Source organism: Microbacterium sp. K27 (assembly GCF_004794435.1).
GTDB classification, from domain to species: Bacteria; Actinomycetota; Actinomycetes; order Actinomycetales; family Microbacteriaceae; genus Microbacterium; species Microbacterium maritypicum_A.
In genome coordinates, this window is record NZ_SSDK01000032.1 from 114,787 (window position 1) to 135,022 (window position 20,236).

At 70.1% G+C, this 20,236-nt stretch carries 14 protein-coding genes; 11 read left to right on the forward strand and 3 right to left on the reverse strand.

Features of this window, described 5'->3' with window-relative positions; genetic code table 11:
* Positions 1-20 precede the first annotated feature (20 nt).
* Positions 21-3,971 carry an ATP-dependent RNA helicase HrpA gene (gene hrpA / locus DW307_RS05060; RefSeq protein WP_136024194.1) on the reverse strand — a complete coding sequence of 1,317 codons (3,951 nt, stop codon included), beginning with the start codon at positions 3,969-3,971 and terminating at the stop codon, positions 21-23.
* Between the two features lie 63 nt (positions 3,972-4,034).
* Between hrpA and DW307_RS05065 the strand changes: the two genes are divergently transcribed.
* A complete protein-coding gene (locus DW307_RS05065) occupies positions 4,035-5,237 on the forward strand; it encodes a heparan-alpha-glucosaminide N-acetyltransferase domain-containing protein (protein WP_240750493.1) in 1,203 nt (400 codons plus the stop codon).
* Positions 5,238-5,500: 263 nt separating this feature from the next.
* A complete protein-coding gene (locus tag DW307_RS05070) occupies positions 5,501-8,758 on the forward strand; it encodes a LamG-like jellyroll fold domain-containing protein (RefSeq protein WP_240750495.1) in 3,258 nt (1,085 codons plus the stop codon).
* A gap of 57 nt (positions 8,759-8,815) precedes the next feature.
* Here DW307_RS05070 and DW307_RS05075 read toward each other — a convergent pair whose 3' ends face one another.
* Positions 8,816-9,601, reverse strand: a complete 786-nt coding sequence (locus DW307_RS05075) for an SDR family NAD(P)-dependent oxidoreductase (RefSeq protein WP_136024195.1) — start codon at positions 9,599-9,601, stop codon at positions 8,816-8,818.
* Between the two features lie 150 nt (positions 9,602-9,751).
* On the opposite strand from DW307_RS05075, the gene DW307_RS05080 reads away from it, so the two are divergent.
* The 9 genes from DW307_RS05080 (at position 9,752) to DW307_RS05120 (ending at position 18,605) form a co-directional block, all read left to right on the forward strand.
* Positions 9,752-10,360: a TetR/AcrR family transcriptional regulator gene (locus DW307_RS05080; RefSeq protein ID WP_240750497.1), complete on the forward strand. Its 609-nt coding sequence runs from the start codon at positions 9,752-9,754 to the stop codon at positions 10,358-10,360.
* A gap of 54 nt (positions 10,361-10,414) precedes the next feature.
* Positions 10,415-11,251 carry an aldo/keto reductase gene (locus DW307_RS05085; protein WP_029267081.1) on the forward strand — a complete coding sequence of 279 codons (837 nt, stop codon included), beginning with the start codon at positions 10,415-10,417 and terminating at the stop codon, positions 11,249-11,251.
* Positions 11,252-11,341: 90 nt separating this feature from the next.
* Positions 11,342-11,911, forward strand: a complete 570-nt coding sequence (gene msuE / locus DW307_RS05090; RefSeq protein WP_029259601.1) for an FMN reductase — start codon at positions 11,342-11,344, stop codon at positions 11,909-11,911.
* A 33-nt stretch (positions 11,912-11,944) separates the two neighbouring features.
* On the forward strand, positions 11,945-13,747 hold the full coding sequence (locus DW307_RS05095; protein WP_136024197.1) for a thioredoxin domain-containing protein: 1,803 nt from the start codon (positions 11,945-11,947) through the stop codon (positions 13,745-13,747).
* A 67-nt stretch (positions 13,748-13,814) separates the two neighbouring features.
* Complete coding sequence (locus DW307_RS05100) at positions 13,815-14,558, forward strand: formylglycine-generating enzyme family protein (protein WP_136024198.1); 744 nt, start codon at positions 13,815-13,817, stop codon at positions 14,556-14,558.
* A gap of 167 nt (positions 14,559-14,725) precedes the next feature.
* On the forward strand, positions 14,726-15,817 hold the full coding sequence (hisC, locus tag DW307_RS05105; protein WP_240750499.1) for a histidinol-phosphate transaminase: 1,092 nt from the start codon (positions 14,726-14,728) through the stop codon (positions 15,815-15,817).
* Positions 15,814-17,217 carry an amino acid permease gene (locus tag DW307_RS05110; RefSeq protein WP_021199915.1) on the forward strand — a complete coding sequence of 468 codons (1,404 nt, stop codon included), beginning with the start codon at positions 15,814-15,816 and terminating at the stop codon, positions 17,215-17,217. Before hisC ends, DW307_RS05110 begins: the two co-directional genes overlap by 4 nt.
* A gap of 2 nt (positions 17,218-17,219) precedes the next feature.
* A complete protein-coding gene (locus tag DW307_RS05115; protein WP_021199914.1) occupies positions 17,220-17,702 on the forward strand; it encodes an Lrp/AsnC family transcriptional regulator in 483 nt (160 codons plus the stop codon).
* A gap of 30 nt (positions 17,703-17,732) precedes the next feature.
* On the forward strand, positions 17,733-18,605 hold the full coding sequence (locus DW307_RS05120; protein WP_136024200.1) for a hypothetical protein: 873 nt from the start codon (positions 17,733-17,735) through the stop codon (positions 18,603-18,605).
* 26 nt (positions 18,606-18,631) lie between these two features.
* On the opposite strand, the gene DW307_RS05125 is transcribed toward DW307_RS05120, so the two are convergent.
* Complete coding sequence (locus DW307_RS05125; protein WP_136024201.1) at positions 18,632-20,185, reverse strand: dolichyl-phosphate-mannose--protein mannosyltransferase; 1,554 nt, start codon at positions 20,183-20,185, stop codon at positions 18,632-18,634.
* Between the last annotated feature and the right edge of the window lie 51 nt (positions 20,186-20,236).

Below are 20,236 nucleotides of genomic sequence, written 5' to 3' on the forward strand. Positions count from 1 at the left end.
CCGACAGTGGCGGTCACGGATCAGCGCCCGGACAGCACCTTCATGATGCGCTGCGGCGACACCGGCTGCGCGGTGCCCAGACGCTGCGCGAACACGCTGACGCGGTACTCCTCGAGCAGCCAGCGCACCTCGACGAGCGCCGGCGAGGCGTCGGCCGCGAGCGGGATCGTGCCACCGGCGTCTTCGAAGGCCTTCGCCATCCGCTCGTACTCGGTCATGCGTGCACGGTCCTTGCCGGGCTCGCTGGACAGGGTCTTCAACCGGTCGAGCATCCCCTCCAGGTACCGGGGGAAGTGCGCGAGGCGGTCGACACCGGCGGTGGAGACGAACCCGGGGTGCAGCAGTCCGCTCAACTGGGTGCGGATGTCGTTCAGCGGGCCGAGCAGGGCGAGGGAGTTCTGCGACTTGATGCCGCGCTCCACGTCGCGTGACTTCGTGAGGATGCGTGCGACCAGGGAGACGCAGGCGAACAGCTCATCGACGAGGACGGCGGAGACCGCGTCGCGCACGCGGGCGAAGCCCGCCTCGTCGCGCACGATGCCATCCGGCACGATGCCTTCGATGACGTTGCGGGCGACCGCCGCACGCGCGTCCTCGATGAGGGCGGCGGCCGACGGATAGGGCGAGGCGGCGAGTGCGAGCTTCTCCTGGCTGGTCAGGTGCTCCTGCACGTACGAGGAGGGCGACGGCACACCCAGCAGTACGAGACGCAGCACGCCGTCGCGGGTGGCGGCCGCCGCGGCATCCGGGGTCGATTCGACGCGCACCGACACGCTCTTGCCCTGGTCGACGATGGCCGGGTACCCCCGCACGACGCCGCCGGCGACGCGGGTGTCGAGCACCTCGGGCAGTTCTCCGAAGGTCCAGGCGGTGAGGCCGGTCTGCTCGAGGGGCGCGGCCGCGATGCGTTCGATCCCGCCGCGTTCGGTGCCGCGTCTCGCTCCCGTCCCCCCGGAGCGGGGAGGAGCTGCGATCGAGCGGGCGACGCTGCTGCGGGCGCGGTCCGAGAGCTGGGTCTGCAGGGCGCGCAGATCGCGTCCGGAGCCGACGATCCTGCCGCGTTCGTCGACGGCGCGGAAGTTCATGCGCAGGTGCGGGGGCACGCGCTCGTCGTCGAAGTCGGCGGCGGAGACCAGCTGGTTCGCGAGCGGCTGGATGCGGCGGGCGAGCGCCTCCTTGAGCGTGCGCGGAGGCAGGCCGCCGTGCGACTCCGGCCCCTCCTCGACGAGCTCGGCACCGAACTTCTCGGCCCAGTCTGCGGCGGGGACCACGTGGCGACGGATCGCCTTGGGGAGGGCGCGCAGCAGGCCCGTCACCAGTTCGGCACGCAGGCCGGGAACCTGCCAGTCGAAGCCGCGGTCCTCGATCTGCGCGAGGAGCGGTAGCGGCACGACCACGCTCACGCCGTCGTCGTCGGCGCCCGGCTCGAACCGATACGCGAGGCCGAGCACCTGGTCGCCCTGGGTCCACCGGGTCGGGAACTCGCGCTGATCCGCACGCTCCTCGTCGTCGATCAGGTCGCTCTCGCGCATCACGAGCAGCTTCGGCGTCGTCGCCATGGCCTCTCGCCACCAGCTCTCGAACGACCGCACGTCGAACACCTCGGCGGGGATGCGCTCGTCGTAGAAGCGGAACACGGCCTCGTCGCCGGCGAGGATGTCGCGGCGACGCTCGCGCTCCTCGAGCTTCTCGAGGCGCTTGCGCAGTTCGGCGTTGCTGCGCCAGAACGCGCTCACCCGCTTGTCGAGCCGTGTCGGATCCCACTCGCCCTCGACGAGAGCGTGCCGCACGAACAGCTCGCGTGAGGCAGCGCGGTCGATGCGGGCGAACTGCACGCGCCGACGCGGGATGATCTCGAGGCCGAACAGGGTCACCTTCTCGAAGGCGACCGCCGCACCGGCATCCTTCGACCAGTGCGGCTCGGTGACCTGACGCTTGGCGAGGTCGCCGGCGAGGGGCTCGGCCCAGGCGGGGTCGATCGCGGCGACCGTGCGGGCGAACGTGCGGGAGGTCTCGACGATCTCGGCGGCGATCACCGCCCGCGGACTCTTCTTGCGCAGACCGGAGCCGGGGAAGATCGAGAAGCGGATGCCGCGCGCCCCGCGGTACTCGGCGATGCGACGGCCTTTCGGTTCCTTCGCAGGGGAGTGCGCCTTGCCTGCGGGGGCGGTGCGCTCGTCGAGGATGCCGATCTGCGAGAGCAGGCCCGACAGCAGTGCGCGGTGGATGGCATCGGGATCGCTGGTGCCGCCGTCGTCGCCCGCTCTCCGGTCGTCGCGGGGGCGGTCGGGCGTCTTCACGAGCGTGCGCAGCTGGCGATGCACGTCGAACCACTCGCGCACTCGCACGTAGTTGAGGTGCTCGGAACGGCACAGGCGGCGGAACGCGCTCGAGCCGAGCTCGCGCTGCTGCTCGCGCAGGTGGTTCCAGAGGTTCAGCAGGGTGAGGAAGTCACTGGTCGGGTCGACGAAACGCGCGTGCATCCGGTCGGCTTCGTCCCGGCGCTCCTCCGGCCGCTCCCGCACGTCCTGGATGGTCATGCCCGAGACGATCGCGAGCACGTCACGCGTCACGGTGCCGCCGGAGTCCGCCTTCCCTGCTTCGATCAGCATGCGTGCGAACCGCGGATCGATCGGCATGCGGGAGATGTCGCGACCCGTGCGGGTGAGGTGCGGGGTACCGTCGCGGCGCGATGCCTCGACGGCGCCGAGCTCGGTGAGCAGGTCGAACGCGGCCTTCACGCCCCGGGAGTCGGGCGGGGTGAGGAACGGGAACGCGGTGATGTCGCCGAATCCGAGCGACAGCATCTGCAGGATGACCGAGGCCAGCGAGGTGCGCAGGATCTCGGGCTCGGTGTACTCCGGTCGCCTGTCGTAGTCCTCTTCCGAGTAGAGACGGATCGCGATGCCGTCGCTGGTGCGGCCCGCACGGCCCGAACGCTGGTTGGCCGAGGCCTGGGAGACAGCCTCGATCGGCAGGCGCTGCACCTTGGACCGGTTGCTGTACCGGGAGATGCGCGCGGTGCCGGTGTCGATCACATATTTGATGCCGGGCACCGTGAGGCTGGTCTCGGCGACGTTCGTGGCGAGGATCACCCGGCGGCGCACGCCGGCCACCCGGCTGCGCTCGAACACCCGATGCTGGTCGGCGGCGGAGAGGCGTCCGAACAGGGGCAGCACCTCGGTGGGGGCGCGGTCGTTCGCGTAGGCGCCGCGCACGGCATCGGCGGCATCGCGGATCTCGGCCTCGCCGGGGAGGAAGACGAGAACATCGCCCGGTGCTTCCCGGTCGAGCTCGCGCAGGGCCGCGACGATCGCCGAGACCTCGTCCTCCGGCTCGGGCGGCGCATCCTCTTCGTCTGCATCCTCGACCGGCCCGCGGTAGCGGATCTCCACCGGATAGGTGCGGCCGGAGACCTCGATGATCGGTGCCGGGGTGCCGTCCGGAGCGGCGAAGTGCTTGGCGAAGCTCTCCGGATCGATCGTCGCCGAGGTGATGATCACCTTGAGGTCGGGGCGCTCCGGGAGGATGCGGGACAGGTAGCCGAGCAGGAAGTCGACATTGAGGGAGCGCTCGTGCGCCTCGTCGATGATGATCGTGTCGTAGCGGGTGAGCAACCGGTCGCGGTGGATCTCGTTGAGCAGGATGCCGTCCGTCATCAGGGCGATGCGCGTGACGTCCGACACCTTGTCGGTGAACCGCACCTTGTATCCGACGAGCGTGCCCAGCTCGACGTGGAGCTCTTCGGCGACGCGCTCGGCGATCGTGCGGGCGGCGAGGCGTCGCGGTTGCGTGTGGGCGATGCGCTCCCGACCGAGTTCCAGGGCGATCTTCGGCAGCTGGGTGGTCTTTCCCGATCCGGTCGCACCGGCGACGATCACGACCTGGTGGTCGCGGATGGCATCGGCGATCTCAGCCCTGGCGGCGCTGACCGGCAGCTCCGGGGGATAGGAGATCACGGGGGAAGACATAGCCCTCCATCGTATGCCGGGATCGGTCCTCCACGCACCGATGCCGGCCTCTACGATCAGGGGGTGATCACTGCTCTCGCCCCCGTCCGGTGGTTCCACGAGTTCGGACGACCTCCGCGCATCCTCGGGCTCGACGTCGCCCGAGGACTGGCGATCCTCGGCATGGCCGGAGCGCACATCGGCGAGACCGAGCCGTTCGACTGGTTCGACCCGTCGACGTGGACCGACCTGGTGCATGGACGCTCGTCGATCCTGTTCGCGGTGCTCGCGGGCATCTCGATCGCCCTCATGACGGGACGCAGCGCGCTGCCCGAACGTGAGCGCATCCCCGGCATCCGCCTGAACCTCATCGGCCGGGGCGCGGTGATCTTCGTGATCGGCCTGGCCCTCGAGATGTTGAACACCCCGATCGCAGTGATCCTCACGCTCTACGGTCTGCTCTACGTCGCGGTCATCCCGTTCCTGCGCTGGAGGCCCTGGCAGCTGCTGACGGGGGCGGCGGTGCTCGCACTCCTCGGTCCGGCGCTGCTCGCGTTCCTGAACGCGGTGATGCTGAACCCCTACGGTTCCGGCATCGGGTTCGTGCTGTACGGCACGTACCCCGTCACGGTCTGGATGTCACTGGTGCTGGCTGGCATGGCCCTCGGACGCCTGCGCGTCGAGCGGATGCGCACCGCGGCGGTCGCGCTCGGCGTCGGATTCGCGCTCGTGGTGGTCGGGTACGGTCTGGGCGGGGTCGGCCACGCCGCCGGTCTCGCCAGCGACGTCGGGAACGGCTCATCGGGGACGGAGGTCTCATCGGGCAGCTCGATCGTCGACCCCGGCTTCGTCGACATGGGCACGGCTCCCACCGGGTGGGAGGCCTACCCGCAGGCGCTCGCCGAGACCGACCCGCTCCGTGCCGTGCTCACGGCGGTCTTCGCCGTCGACCCGCACAGTGGAGGTACGGCCGAGATCCTCGGGTCCGGCGGGTTCGCCCTCGTCGTCATCGCCCTGTGCCTGCTGCTGAGCACACCTCTGCGCTGGGCGCTGCTCCCGCTGGGTGCGCTCGGTTCCATGCCGCTCTCGGCATACAGTGCGCATGTGCTCTCGATCATGCTGGTCGGTGGACCGGGGTCGTTCTTCACCAGCAACACGTTCTGGGCCGCGACTGCGATCGCTCTGCTCCTGCTGACCACGCTCTGGTCGATGTTCTTCGGCCGCGGACCGCTCGAACGCCTGGTCGGTCGGGGAGCGACGGCGATGGCGTCGGTGCCCCGGAGCTGACTCCGTCGATGCCGACCACGTCGCCGACCATAGGGCCGACCACGTCGCCGACCACGACGAGGGCCGAGAAGACGATGTGCTAGCGTGGAACGGCGACGCTTTCTGGCGTTCGCGACCGACCCCGATCTCGGGTCGGACTGGGGAGTTTCGAACTGGGGAGTTCACACCACCGCGTTGCGGCGATCCATTCGCCGTCTCGATGTCGTCGAGTGCGCGGGGGATGACGCCTGCGCGTTCGGAACGGCATCGACTGGGGAGTCACGGTGGGGAACACGAGTTTCGGGCGACGGGCACGCGGTGCCGTCGCATCAATTCTGACGGCCGGCCTGCTGATCGCGGGTCTGTCCGGTGTGGGAGCGACGGCGGCTGCTGCAGCCGACGTGCCGCCGACGACGCCTCCGCAGCTGCAGCGCGATGAGAACGTGGTGACGTCGGATCCGATTCCGACCGTCCAGATCGACAACGGATACGTGTGGGCGCAGACCACGATCGGCACCACCGTGTACGCGGTCGGCAAGTTCGACAACGCGCGTGAGCCGAAGGCCGCGCCCGGCACGGCCCTCACCGCACGCTCGAATGTGCTGGCGTACGACATCGTCTCCGGCGCGCTGTCGTCGTTCGCCCCGAAGGTCAACGGCGTGATCAAGGCCGTCGCGGCATCGCCCGACGGCACGCGCATCTACATCGGCGGATCCTTCAACAGTGTGAACGGCAAGGACCGGTGGAACTTCGCGGCGCTCGATGCGAAGACCGGCGAGCTGGTCCCGCAGTTCGCGCCGTCGATCGGCGGCAGTGGCGTGTACGCGATCACCACCGACGGATCGAACATCTACCTCGGGGGTCTGTTCACTCAGGCCAACGGCGTCGCCCGGAAGAACCTCGCCGCCTTCGACCAGAAGAACGGTGCGCTGCTGAGCTGGGCTCCCCAGGCCGACCGCCAGGTCGATGCCCTGGTGATGGATCCGGCCGGCACGAACGTCATCGTCGGAGGTCGCTTCTCGACGGTCAACGGCAGCAGTCTCCGTGGCTCGGCCGCTGTGGACAAATCCACCGGTGCAGCGGACACCTCCTGGGGCATCTCCCAGGTCGTGAAGAACAGCGGGAGCAGCAGCAACTCCGGTATCTTCGCCCTCGCCACCGACGCGAACTCGGTCTACGGCACCGGGTGGAGCTGGGCCGGCGGGGGCAACCTCGAGGGCACGTTCGCCGCAGAGGCGGGAACCGGAGCGGTGCGCTGGATCGCGGATTGCCACGGCGATCACTACGGCGTGTACTCGACCGGCAAGGTTGTCTACACGACGAGCCACATGCACTCCTGCAACACGATGGGCCTGCAGCCGCAGAAGAACCCGGCGGTCTACCAGTACGCCGAGGCGTACACGGCCGATGCGCGCGGCACCCTCTCCGCGAACACCTACTCGGGGTACGCCAACTGGGCGGGAACCCCTGCGCCGTCGCCCTACCAGTGGGCACCGGACTGGTCGGTGGGCACCACCACCGGACTCGGCCAGGCGGGCCTGTCCATCACCGGCGCGGGCGACATGATCTCGATCGGCGGCGAGTTCCGATCCGTCAACGGCGGTCAGTTCGAGGGACTGGTCCGGTTCTCCACGAACCCGCCTGGCGGCGCCAAGGACGGTCCCCGTGTCGCCGCTGCGGACTGGAAGCCCACGGCGGGCACATCGCCCGTCCCCGGGCGCGCTCGCGTGACGATCCAGACGAACTGGGATCGGGATGACCTGACCCTCACCTACGAGCTCTACCGAGCCGGAACCGCTGAACCTGTGGCGAGCACGACTGCGGACGGCACCTGGTGGAAGCGCGCGACGGTCACGCTCGATGACCCGACGGCGACGCCGGGCGCGACGCAGAGCTACACCGTGGTCGCGAAGGACGCCGCCGGGAACACCGCGACCAGTGCGAGCGTGAACGCGAAGGCGAACGCGGGGACCGTCTCTGCATACACGGCCAAGGTCCTCGCGGACGGTCCCTCGCTGTACTACCCGATGGGAAACATCTCGAAGGATTGGGCGGGCGCTAACACCCCGGTGAACGGGTCGGGCGCCACGGTCTCGTCGGCCGGCATCGAGAACAGCGGCACGGGATCGACCGCCTTCAACGGCACCACGACCGGCCGGGTCTCGTCCGACGCCAAGGCGGCGGTGTCGAAGGATTTCTCCTCGGAGATCTGGTTCCAGACGACCACGAAGACCGGCGGCATGCTCATCGGCTCCGGAGCCGCCAAGACGGGAAGCTCCGCGACCGTCGACCGACAGCTCTACATGACGAACAGCGGCACTCTGACCTTCGGCGTCTTCGCCGGTCAGACGCGCGCCACGGTGGCAGGGGACAAGGCGCTGAACGACGGAACGTGGCATCACGCGGTCGTCTCGCAGAACGCGGAGGGGATGAAGCTCTACGTCGACGGTGAGCTCGTCGCCTCGGATCCCGCGGTGACGACGTCCAGGACCGACTCCGCCTACCTCCGCATCGGCGGCGATGCCCTCGCGGGCTGGCCGTCGGCTCCCTCGTCGAACTACTTCAAGGGTGCGCTGGACGAGGCCGCGGTGTACCCGTTCGCGTTGAACGCGGATCAGGTGCGGTCGCACTTCCAGCTGGGGAAGGGCATGAAGGCTCCGACGGCGGCATTCACGGCACAGTCGACCGATCTGAGCGTGGCGGTCGACGCGTCGGGCTCGTCCGCGGACGGCGGAGCATCGATCAGTGCTTACGCCTGGGACTTCGGCGACGGTTCGACGGCCACGGGCGCGACCGCGACGCACGAATACGCGGCAGCGGGGACCTACACGGTGCGCGTGACGGTGACGGACAGTCGTGGACTGTCGGCATCGAGCGAGAAGCAGGTCGTGGTCACGGCCCCCGTCGTCGCCGATGTCGTCGTGGCATCGGACGGGTTCGATCGTGCGGTCGATTCCGGCTGGGGCACCGCTGATGTCGGTGGTCTGTGGACGCCGATGCAGGGCAAGTCGACCGCGCTCTCCGTGGCAGAGGGTGCCGGGGTGATCGACCTCGCCGCAGGGCAGACGCGCGAGATGCTGCTGGACGATGCATCGGTGCGGGATTCCGCCACGACGATGTCCTACACGCTCTCGGCCGGTCCGGAGTCCGGCACGGCGTACGTCGGTGCGGGTTCTCGTCGCGCCGGCGACAGCGGGTTCCGAGCCCTGGCCTGGCATCGCGCCGATGGGGCGGTCTGGGTGGTGATCCAGCGCAACGGGACGGCGATCGCCAGCGCGGCGGTCCCCGGTCTGACCTGGAGTGCCGGGACGATGTTCCACCTGTCGACGGAGACGTCGGGTTCACCGTCGACGACCATCCGCGCCAAGGTGTGGGCCGACGGCCAGCCCGAGCCGACGGCGTGGCAGGTGTCCGCGACGGATACGACGTCGACGCTCCAGGGCGAGGGATCGCCGTCGGTGTTCTCGTATCGGGCCGGCAGCGCGACCGGCACGAACATCGTGCGGGTGCACGAGGTCAAGGCCATCCGCTCGGGCGAGTGAGCTCAGGAACGAGTGCGCGGGTGGGGGCACCGGATCGGGTGCCCCCACCGGTGTCTCTCAGAAGTGCGTGCCGCCGTCGATGCGCACCTCGGTGCCCGTGATGAACGCACCGTCCTCGCTCGCGAGCATCGCCACGACGCCGGCGACCGACTCCGGTCCGGCGAAACCCTGACCGATCGCGGGCGCGAGCTTCATGAACAGGCTCATGTCGGCGTCGGCGGGCAGGCCCGGACCGTTGCTCTGGTTGCTCTGGCCGGATCCGTCGGTCATGCCGGACGAGATCGACCCGGGCTGCACCGCGGTGAAGCGGATCCCGCTCTTCGCGTATTCGGCGGCGAGCGCGTGGGTCATCGACTGCACGCCGCCCTTGCTGGCCGCGTAGGCCGCCATGTAGGGGTGCGCGAAGCCGGCTGAGGTCGAGCTGAAGTTCACCACGGCGGACGACGAGCCGTCGAGCAGTGCGGGGATCGCCGCGCGGATCACGAGGAACGTGCCGACCAGGTTGATCCGGATGACCTGCTCGAACTGGTCGAGCGTCGTCTCGTGGGTGTGCGAGGAGCGCAGGATTCCGGCGGCGTTCACGAGCACGTCGAGTCCGCCCAGAGCAGCGACGGCCTCGGCGACGCCGGCAGCCACGGAGGCTTCGTCGGCGATGTTCATCGTGACGGTCGTGAGGCGTTCGGCGAGTGCGCCGGCCTGGGCGACCGTGTCTTCGAGACCCGCGGTGCTGACGTCGGCGGCGACGACGCTGCCGCCTTCGCGGAGCATGCGCAGCACGGTGGCCTGACCGATGCCCGACCCTCCGCCGGTGACGAGCGCCCGACGTCCTTCGTAGCGGTTCATGATCTTCCCTTTCGTGGTGAATGTCGTGGTGGATGCGGTGATGGTGTCGCGAGGCGACGTTCCGTTGTAGGCAGACTATGCCTGTATGGCAGAACGTGCCACATAGACCCAACCTGCCGCGGCGTTCGCCTATTCCCGTACGCTGTGACGGTGGAGACCTCGACCCTCACCGAACGCCGCCGGGCCGCGACCGAGCGGGACATCGCGGCCGCCGCCGCCGCGCTGTTCGCCGAGCAGAGCGTGGCGGGGGTCACCGCCGAGCAGATCGCGGCGCGCGCGGGTGTCTCGGTGCGTACGATCTACCGGTACTTCGCCCGGAAGGAAGACGCGATCACGCCCATCCTCAGCGTCGGCGCCCAGCGCTGGCAGGAGGCATTCGCGCAGGTGGGGGAGCTTTCGCTGCGGGAGCGGATCCCCGCCGTGATCCACGCCCAGCTCGCCGAGGACGGGTCAGGGGAGCGGTCATCCGAGGGGCTCGAACTCGACACGATGCTCGGCGTGCTCCGGGGCCTCGACGACGACACGGCGATGCGCGATGTCTGGCTGCGCGTCAACGACGACTCCGAGCGTCGACTGCGAGCGATCCTCCGGGAGCGGGGGATCGCGGTGTGGGATGCGGCTCTGCTCGCCGCTGTCGCGACGGCCTCCATCCGCGTCGGTCTCGAGCAGTGGGCGGCGGATCCCGACGGTGCTCGTCCCGCGGAGCGCGCTGTCGAGGCCTTCCAGGCCATGTCGCAGGGGCTCGACGGGCTCGACTGACTTCTTTCGTCACCGGCCGGTCCGACCTGTCATCACAGGTCATAGGCTGGAGGCATGACGATTCCTGCACTCGAACTGAACGACGGCAACTCCATCCCGCAGCTCGGCTACGGCGTCTTCAAGGTGCCGCCGGCAGAGACCGAGCGGGCGGTGAGCGAGGCGCTCGAGATCGGCTACCGCCACATCGACACCGCCGCCATCTACGGCAACGAAGAGGGCGTCGGCGCCGCCATCGCCGCCTCCGGCATCCCGCGCGACGAGCTGTTCGTCACGACGAAGCTCTGGAACGACCGTCACCACGACGACGAGCCGCGCGCCGCCATCGGCGAGAGCCTCGAGAAGCTCGGACTCGACGAGGTCGACCTCTACCTCGTGCACTGGCCGACCCCGGCCAAGGACGACTATGTGCACGCGTTCGCGAAGCTCATCGAGCTCCGCGAGGCGGGTCTCACCCGCAGCATCGGCGTCTCGAACTTCCTGGTCCCGCACCTGGAGCGCACGGTCAAGGAGACCGGCGTCGTCCCGGCCGTGAACCAGATCGAGCTGCACCCGGCGTACCAGCGCCGCGAAGAGGTCGCCTGGGCCGACGCGAACGGCGTCCGCATCGAGGCGTGGGGTCCTCTCGGCCAGGGCAAGTACGACCTCTTCGGCATCCCGGCGGTGGCAGATGCCGCCGCAGCGCACGGCGTCACCCCGGCACAGGCGGTGCTCCGCTGGCACCTGCAGAAGGGCATCATCGTGTTCCCGAAGTCGGTGCGCGCCGAGCGGCTGCGTGAGAACCTCGACGTCTTCGGCTTCGAACTGACCGACGCCGAGATCGCGGCGATCGACGCCCTCGACCCGCTCGACGGCTCCGGCCGCGTCGGCTCGCACCCGGACGAGGTCAACTGACCCCGCTCCCGTGGGACGGAGCCTCGGGCTCACATGACGCCCCGTGTCGCATCGCGCGACACGGGGCGCCGTCGTGAGTACCGTCGAGGCATGACAGCTCCGTTCCGCGTCGTCGCCGTGTCGGGATCCCTGCACGAGCCCAGCAAGACGACCGCCCTCGTCCGCGCGATCACCGCCGCCATCGCCGAGCGCGCCGAGGTCGAGTCGCAGCTCATCGAACTGACGCAGATCGGTCCGGGACTGGCCGGCGCGCTGCAGCGCGATCAGCTGCCGCCGGAGGTCGAGGCGCAGCTGCAGGCGATCGAATCGGCCGACCTGCTGATCGTGGGCAGCCCCGTCTACCGGGCGTCGTTCACGGGGCTCTTCAAGCACCTGTTCGATTTCGTCGGCCAGTACGACCTGGTGGGCAAGCCGGTGCTGCTCGCCGCGACCGGTGGCGGCGAGAAGCACGCGTTGATCATCGAGCACCAGCTGCGTCCGCTGTTCGCGTTCTTCCAGGCGCTCACCCTTCCGCTCGGCGTCTACGCGAGCAACACCGACTTCGACGGCTACGAGATCGCCTCCGAGGTGCTCGAGGCCCGCATCGCGTTGGCTGCCGAGCGCGCCCTTCCGCTGGTGGGGTACGCGGCATCGCGTCCGATCGAGCTGCTCGTCGGCTGACCGCACCCCCTCCGCGCGGCGTAGCGTGAAGGCATGACTAATCGGCTCGCCGACACTCTCAGCCCGTATCTCCGCGCGCACGCCGACAACCCCGTCGACTGGTACCCGTGGGGCGAGGAGGCATTCGACGAGGCGCGGCGGCGGGATGTGCCGCTCCTGATCTCGATCGGCTACTCGACCTGCCACTGGTGCCATGTGATGGCTCGGGAGTCGTTCGCCGACCCGGCCACCGCCGCGCTCATCAACGACGGGTTCGTGGCCGTCAAAGTCGACCGTGAGGAGCACCCGCAGGTGGACGGCGCCTACATGGCCGCGGCCTCCGCCTTCACGCAGAACCTCGGCTGGCCGCTCACCGTGTTCGCCACACCGCGTGGGCGCACCTTCTATGCCGGCACCTACTGGCCACCGGAAGCCCGGCCGCCGATGCCCGCATTCCGCGACGTACTCGCGGCGGTGCGGGAGGCGTGGACGCTGCGTCGTGCGCAGGCGGAGGAGTCGGCGGGTGCCGTGACCGACGCGCTCGCCCGGGCGGCGGAATCCACACCATCCGACCTGCCGGACATGGTGGCGATCGCCGCGGCGGCCGCGTCCATCGCGCAGCGCGAGGATCGGCAGTTCGGCGGCTTCGGAGGTGCGCCCAAGTTCCCCGTCGCCACGACGCTGCGATTCCTGCAGCATCCGCTCGTGCGAGAAGGCGCGCCCGAGGCGGCGGCCGCGGCGGCACGCGCGCTCGCGGCGATGGCGGGTTCGGACCTGCGCGACGCCGATGGAGGATTCTTCCGTTATGCGACACAGCGTGACTGGACCGTGCCGCACTACGAGCGGATGCTGACCGACAACGCGCAGCTGCTCGAGATCGCGCGCGACGCGGGAGACGAGCAGACCGTGCGGGGCATCGCCTCCTTCCTGATCGACGTGCTCCAGCGCGACGGCGGGGGATTTGGTGCGGCGCAGGACTCGGAGTCGACGATCGACGGCGTGCGCAACGAGGGTGGCTACTACCTCCGCGCCCTCGCCGACCGCGCGGGTCTGGAGGTGCCGGCGGTCGACGGGAAGGTGATCACCGGTTGGAACGGACTCGCGATCGGCGCCCTCGCCCGGGCGGGGGCGGCCTTCGGGGAGCAGGGCTGGATCGACGCGGCCACTTCCGCTGCGGAACAGGTGCTGCGGATCAATCGGGATGCCGACGGTGACCTGGTGCGTGCTTCCCTCGACGGGCGGGCATCCGCCGCGGTCGCGACCGCCGCCGACCTCGGGCTGCTCGCCGACGGTCTGTTCGCGCTCGCCCTGGCGACGGGCGACGCGGGGTGGGCGGTCGAGGCGCGCGTCGTCCTCGACGAGGCTCTCAAGGGGGCGGCCGGTGACGACCCGCTCCTGTCGGCCCAGGGCATCGCGACGTCGCCCGATCAGACCGATGGCGACCTGCCCTCAGACGCGGCGGCCGTCGCCGGTGCCGCCCTGACGGCCTGGTGGCTGGGGGCGGGGGAGCGATATCGCGAAGCGACCGTCTCGACGGTGCGCGCGCTCGCAGAGCGCTCTCGGGAGCAGCCGTTCGCCCACGGCACGCTGCTGCGGGTGGCCGCGGGACTCGCCGTTCCGCCTCGCCAGCTCGTCGTCGTCACCGAAGCACGTGACAGCGCCCTGGCCGTGGCGGGCAGGGGTGCGGACGCCGAGGTGGTCGCCGTGGTCAGCGCCGAGCAGGCACGATCGTTCGCGGATGCGGGATTCGCCCTGTTCCAGGGCAAGGATGCGACGACGGAACGCGCCTACGACTGCCGGGCGTTCGTGTGCCGACTGCCGGTGAGCGACCCCGCCGAGGTGACGATCGCGCGCTGACGCTCGGCCCTCGCTCGCGCCAGGGCTCCTACGCTGGGAACGAACCGGTTTCGATGGAGGAGCGGGCATGGCCGTGCAGCAGATCGAGTGGGTCGACATCCCGGCGGGAGCACTGCAGCGGGGAACGCCGCTCGATCAGGTCGACGCCCTCACCGTCCGGTATGCTCACACCGGCGTTCCCCGAGCCTGGTACGAGAAGGAGACGCCGCGCACGCAGGTCGTCGTCCCGGCGTTCCGGCTCGCCCGCACCCCGGTGACGGTGGCGCAGTGGAGGGTGTTCGCGGAGGCGACCGGCGCCCGTGCCCTCTCCGGCATCGACGAGCATCCGGTGGTCGGGGTCTCGTGGGACGAGGCCACCGCCTACGCCGCCTGGATCGGCTCGCAGCTCGGCGTGGACGCCCGGCTGCCGACCGAAGACGAGTGGGAGCGGGCGGCGCGCTGCGACGACACCCGCGAGTTCCCGTGGGGTGACGAGTACGTCCAGGGCCGGGCGAACCTGTTCGACCTGGGACTCGGCACCACGACACCCGTCGGTTCGTTTCCCGACGGCGCCAGTCCGTTCGGGGTGCTCGACATGGCGGGCAACGTCGACGAATGGACCTCGACCCTGTACGCGCCGTATCCGGGGGCACCCGACGACGTCCCTGCCGTCGAGGACTGGGCGGCCGACCCGCACATCACACGCGGCGGAGCGTTCCGCCACGACGTGGATCTGGCCCGCTGCGCCCGACGGCACGGGGCGTACGAGGAGGACCTCGTCGCTGTGGGCATCGGGCTCCGGCTCGCGGCGCCCGCGATCGCGACAGCGTGACTGTGCAATCTGACTAACCGTTGCCCCGGGGGTGCCGGTCGGTTGCGCGAGATGCGCAGCTTCCGGTGCGCCGATTGCCCAGTGGATGCGATCCGTTCTACTGTTGCGCGACAGCAGGCGGTGCCGCTCGGGGGCCGCCCATGGATCACAGCAAGGACGCTCTGACGATGCCCCTCCCCACCCGCGCCGGACTCGACGCCGTTCCCGCGTACCGTCAGGGGCGCTCCGCCCCGGCCGGTGCCTCGAAGCTCTCCTCGAACGAGTCCCCGCATCCGCCGCTGCCCTCGGTCGTCGCGGCCGTGCGCGATCGCCTCGACGGCATCCACCGCTACCCGGACATGAGCGCCGCCGCCCTGCGCGAACGGCTGGCCGACCGCTACGGCGTCGATCCGTCGGAGGTCACGGTCGGTGCGGGGTCGGTCGAGATCGCCGCTCAGCTCATCCACGCGGTCGCCGGCGATGGTGACGAGGTGGTCTTCGCGTGGCGGTCGTTCGAGGCGTACCCGTCCCTGGTTCGCATCGCGGGTGCCACGCCCGTCCCGGTGCCGCTCGACGCAGACCACGGACACGACCTCGACGCGATGCTCGCGGCGATCACCCCGCGCACCCGCCTGATCTTCGTGTGCAACCCGAACAACCCGACGGGCACCGTGGTCGGCGCCGATGAGCTCGAGAGCTTCGTCGCCGCGGTGCCGCACGATGTGCTCGTGGTGATCGACGAGGCCTATGTGCACTTCGATCGCACCGAGAGTCGAGGTGCCGGCATCGAGCTGTTCCGGCGGCACCCGCATGTGGCGGTGCTGCACACGTTCTCCAAGGCCTACGGGCTCGCGGGCCTGCGCATCGGCTATGCGATCGCCCCGGCCGCCGTCGCCGAGAACCAGCGCAAGGTCGCCGTGCCGTTCGGCGTGACCGACCTCGCGCAGACCGCGGCGCTCGCCTCGCTGGACGCCGAGGACGAGCTCGCGACACGCATCGACGAGGTCGTCGTGCAGCGCGACCGGCTCCATGCCGTGCTCGTGGCGGCCGGATGGCCCGCCGTCCGGTCCCAGGCGAACTTCGTGTGGGTGCCGTCCGCCGACCGCACCGCGGAGCTCGAGCACCTGCTGCAGGCGGGCGGCGTGATCGCGCGCGCCTTCGCCGGGGAGGGCATCCGCATCTCCTCGGGCTCTGTGGAGGACATCGACCGGGTGGAGGCCGCGCTCGCAGGCGCCGCCCGGGAACGCGGTGCCGCTGAGCGTGTGGAGGTCGGCGCATGACCGATGACCGCATGACCGAGATCCCCCCGACCACCACGACCACCAAGGGTCTGCACCCGGGCCTGACCCGCCGCCAGATCTCGATGATGGGGCTGGGCGGTGCGATCGGCGCCGGGCTGTTCGTCGGATCAGGTCAGGCGATCAGCATCGCGGGGCCCGCCGTGCTGGTGTCGTACCTGGTCGCGGGCGGCATCGTCGTGCTCGTGATGGCGATGCTGGCCGAGATGGTCGCCGCCCGGCCCAGCTCGGGGGCTTTCAGCTCATATGCCCAGAAGGCGATGGGACGCAGCGCCGGCAGCGCGGTCGGCTGGCTCTACTGGATCCAGCTGGTCGTGGTGATCGCCGCGGAGGCGACCGGTGCCGGTGCGATCGTGGCCAACTGGACACCGGGCATCCCGGCCTGGGTGTGGGTGCTGATCTTCGTCGTCGCGCTCACCGCGGTGAATCTGTTCGGGGTGCGCAACTACGGCCGCTTCGAGTTCTGGTTCGCGGCGATCAAGGTCGCGGCGATCATCGCCTTCCTCGTGGTGGGGGTGTGCGCGATCGTCGGGCTGATCCCCGGTGTGCCGGCGACCGGCATCGCGAACCTGGTCGACAACGGCGGCTTCGCACCGAACGGCATCGCCGGGATCGCCGGCGCCCTGCTGATCGTCGTCTTCGCGTTCGGAGGTACCGAGGTCGTCGCGATCGCCGCCGCGGAGTCGAACGATCCCGCGCACAACATCCGCCGCATCGTGCGGGAGGTGCTCGTGCGCATCCTCGTCTTCTACGTCGGATCGATCTTCGTGATCGTGGCTGTGCTGCCCTGGAACGACCCCGCCGTGAAGGCGGGGCCCTTCTCGGCGGTGCTCGAGACGCTGAACGTGCCCGGCGTCGGTCTGGTGATGGACCTCATCGTGATCATCGCGCTGCTGTCGGCCATGAACGCCAACATCTACGGCGCCTCGCGCATGGCGTATTCGCTGGGGGAGCGCGGGCTCGCCCCGCTGGCCGCGACCCGCACGAGCCTCAAGGGCGTGCCGTTCGTCGCAGTGCTGGCCTCCGTGGCGTTCGGGTTCGTCACGGTCGGGCTCAACTGGGCCTTCCCTGACGTGGTGCTGCCCGCCCTGCTCAACGTGGTCGGCTCGACGCTGCTCGTGATCTGGACCGCCACCGCGGTGGCGCAGATCATCCTCCGCCGTCGCGCGGATCGTGCCGGCGAGGCGATGCCGATGCGTATGTGGGGCTTCCCCTGGCTGTCGTGGCTGTGCCTGGTGCTGCTCGCCGCAGTGATCGCCCTCGCGATGATCGATGAGGCCGCGCGCATCCAGCTGCTGCTCACGCTGGGTCTCACCGCCGTCCTCCTCCTCGTCGCCCGGGCGACCAGGAGCGTGGCCCGGCCCGGCGTCCCACGGGAGTAGCGATGCGCATCGATCGCCTCGACGCCCAGCTCATCCGCCTGCTCACGGAGTCGCCGCAGCTACCGATCCTGGAGTGCGCACGGCGACTCGGGATCGCGCGCGGCACCGCGACGAGCCGGCTCGCGCGCCTGCACGAGGGCGGGGTGATCGAGGCGATCGTGCCGCGGATCGATCCGGCGGGTTTCGGCTACGGCGTCGTCGCGTTCTGCCTGGTCGAGATCGATCAGAAGGTGGGGCACGACGACGTCGCCACGGCTCTTGCGGATGCCGTCCCCGAGATCGTCGACATGCACACCGTCACGGGGGCCAGCGACATGCAGCTGCGGCTGGTGGCGCGCGATGCCACGCGGCTGCAGGAGGTGCTCGATCGGGTCGCCCTGGTGCCGGGAGTCGCGCGCACCGCCTCGTCGATCGCGATGCGCACGCATCTCTCGGGCCGTGTGCTCCCGCTGGTCGAGCACGTCGCCGCGGACGAGGTGCTCTAGGGCGACGGTGATCCCGCTAGCATCGTCGTCATGGTCGCTGCTCCTGTGCTCGTGGACCTCGACCGTGACAGCGTCGCGATGGGCGACGACATGTCCTCCCATGCGCGCCGCTTGTCGTTTCCGGGCGGCACGCGCCTGGCAGATCTGCTCGAGGCGACGCATCCGGAGATCGAGAACCGCGGATGGTCGTGGGTCGCCGTCGTCGACGGCACCGTGTCGGCGGTGTGGTCGGTGGACCACGGTGTGCGTCTGCTGGTCAGGAACCGCCGACTGCGAGGGTCGGCGTCGCCGATCCCGGTCGTCTTCCGCTACTTCCTGCAGCTCGATCCGCAGTGGCTGCACGGGCGACTGGCGGCGGGCGCGGCGGCGAATCGGGATGCCCTGAGCGTGGAGTACGCGCCGCTCGCGGCCGAGCGCCTGGAGGCGGAACAGCGCCGCCGCGAGCGGGAGGTTCCGGAGAAGCTGCTCTCCTCAGCGGCCGTCGGCGCGCTCGCGCGGCTCGGCGCGACGATCGACCTGCACTCCGACGTGCGCTGTCGGTTCCTCGCCGCGGGGGAGCGATGGGTCGTCGTGCGTTCCGACTCCATGACGGTCGTCTACCGCGCGGAGACCCCCGCACCGATCGCGTCGCTGCGTCCCCGCGCCTTCGCCGAGCTCTGGCTCGCGACGGCTGTGGGGGCGCGTGGACGGCAGGCGCACGGCCTTCCTCCGTTGCCGCCATCCGCGTCGACGGAGGTTCCGCAGCCGGAGACCATGGCGTCCTGGCCCCCAGGCGCCTCGCGATGGTCGTTCAGCGGCGAGGACGGTCACGTCGCTCAGCTCTCCGGCGAGGACGCCCTGGACTGGTACCGCTTCGCGTTCGGGCGCACGCTCGACGAGATCGTGGAGTCACTCGCGGTCTGAGGGACGCTGTGGTGCGTCGGGCGGGCTCACACCCAGCCGGGCAGCCAGTTGTGCACCAGCCAGAACTCGTACGGCACGCTCATCCCCGTCCACAGGGGAAGGAAGAACGCCGACACGAGCACCACGAACGCGAGGAAGATCATCACGGTGCGCTCGCCGGACTGCCGGCGGTGCAGCGGATCCTCACGTCGCCCGGCGATGATCCGCAGCGTCATCGCCAGCGCGAGCACGAGGAACGGCATCATCACGACGGTGTAGAACTGGAAGATCGTGCGGTCGGGGAACATCAGCCACGGCACGTAGGTGACGGCGAGGCCGACCAGGGGGATGCTCAGTTCCGGGCCGACGGGCTGCCGGGTGATCCAGCCGCGCACCAGGCGGTAGAGCAGGTAGATCGCTGCGGCCACGCCCGCGTACCAGATGAGCGGATTCGGGATCGCCGAGATCACGCCGATGCAGTGGTCCGTCCCGCAGCCCGCGGGGTCGGAGTCGACCCAGACCGCCGTGGGGCGCAGCAGGAACGGCCACTCCCAGGCGGGACTCGCGTAGGGGTGGCCGCGAGTGAGGCCGACGTGGAAGCCGAGCATCGACTCGTGGTACTTCCACAGCGCGATCAGCGGGTTCGGGTCGCTCTGGCGGTCATAGCCCCCTGCCGTCACCAGCCAGCCGGTCCAGCTGATCAGGTACACCGCCAGCGCGGGGAAGACGAGCAGCACGAACGAGACCGGCCCCTGTCGGAACGCGGCCGCAGTCGGCCACAGCACCACTCCCGCGCGACGGCGGGCGAGCGCATCCGTGACGACGACGTACAGGCCGAAGCCCGCCAGCACGTACAGCCCCGACCACTTCACGGCCGACGCCGCGCCGAGGGCGGCTCCCGCGGCGATCAGCCACGGACGACGCCAGAGCACCGGACCCCAGAACGGATCCGGGGTGTCGGGATCGCGCTTCTCGAGCACGGGGATCGTCCGCTGCCGGTCGATGATCACGAAGAGCACACCCAGCAGGACGAAGAAGGTCAGGATGCCGTCGAGCAGGGCGATGCGACTCATCACGATGCTGAGACCGTCGATCGCGAGCAGCGTCCCGGCCACGCTCGCGACGATCACGGAACCGCTGAGTCGTCGCGCGATCAGGTAGACCAGGAGCACCGAGGCGCTGCCGAGCACCGCGGTCGCGAGTCGCCAGCCGGCGCTGTTGTCGGGTCCGCCGATCGCCATGCCGAGCGCGATGAGCCACTTGCCGAGCGGTGGATGCACGATGAACGCGCCCTGTTCGGACAGCGGCAGCTGCTGCAGAGTGACGAAGGCGTCGTTGGCGTTCTCGCCCCAGGTGCCCTCGTAGCCGAGGGTCCACAGCGACCAGGCGTCCTTGACGTAGTAGGTCTCGTCGAAAGCGAGCTGATGCGGATGGGCGACGTTGATCAGTCGCAGGAGAGCGGCGATCGCGGTGATGACGAGAGGCGCGAGCCATCGGATAGCGCGTCCCCAGTCGGGGGCGTGGAGTAGACGGTCACGCAGCTGCCCGTAGCGTGTCAACCGCTCATCGGGAGCGGGAAGCAGGGGCACGGGCGCGGTCACCGCTCCAGCCTAGACAACCGGCCTTCTCGGTCGGCTGCATCCGGCCCGCCT

Coding starts and splice junctions, on each gene's coding strand:
- hrpA (WP_136024194.1), bottom strand. CDS start 3,971: ATGTCTTCCCCCGTGATCTCCTATCCCCCGGAGCTGCCGGTCAGCGCC.
- DW307_RS05075 (WP_136024195.1), bottom strand. CDS start 9,601: ATGAACCGCTACGAAGGACGTCGGGCGCTCGTCACCGGCGGAGGGTCG.
- DW307_RS05085 (WP_029267081.1), top strand. CDS start 10,415: ATGACGATTCCTGCACTCGAACTGAACGACGGCAACTCCATCCCGCAG.
- msuE (WP_029259601.1), top strand. CDS start 11,342: ATGACAGCTCCGTTCCGCGTCGTCGCCGTGTCGGGATCCCTGCACGAG.
- DW307_RS05095 (WP_136024197.1), top strand. CDS start 11,945: ATGACTAATCGGCTCGCCGACACTCTCAGCCCGTATCTCCGCGCGCAC.
- DW307_RS05100 (WP_136024198.1), top strand. CDS start 13,815: ATGGCCGTGCAGCAGATCGAGTGGGTCGACATCCCGGCGGGAGCACTG.
- hisC (WP_240750499.1), top strand. CDS start 14,726: ATGCCCCTCCCCACCCGCGCCGGACTCGACGCCGTTCCCGCGTACCGT.
- DW307_RS05110 (WP_021199915.1), top strand. CDS start 15,814: ATGACCGATGACCGCATGACCGAGATCCCCCCGACCACCACGACCACC.
- DW307_RS05115 (WP_021199914.1), top strand. CDS start 17,220: ATGCGCATCGATCGCCTCGACGCCCAGCTCATCCGCCTGCTCACGGAG.
- DW307_RS05120 (WP_136024200.1), top strand. CDS start 17,733: ATGGTCGCTGCTCCTGTGCTCGTGGACCTCGACCGTGACAGCGTCGCG.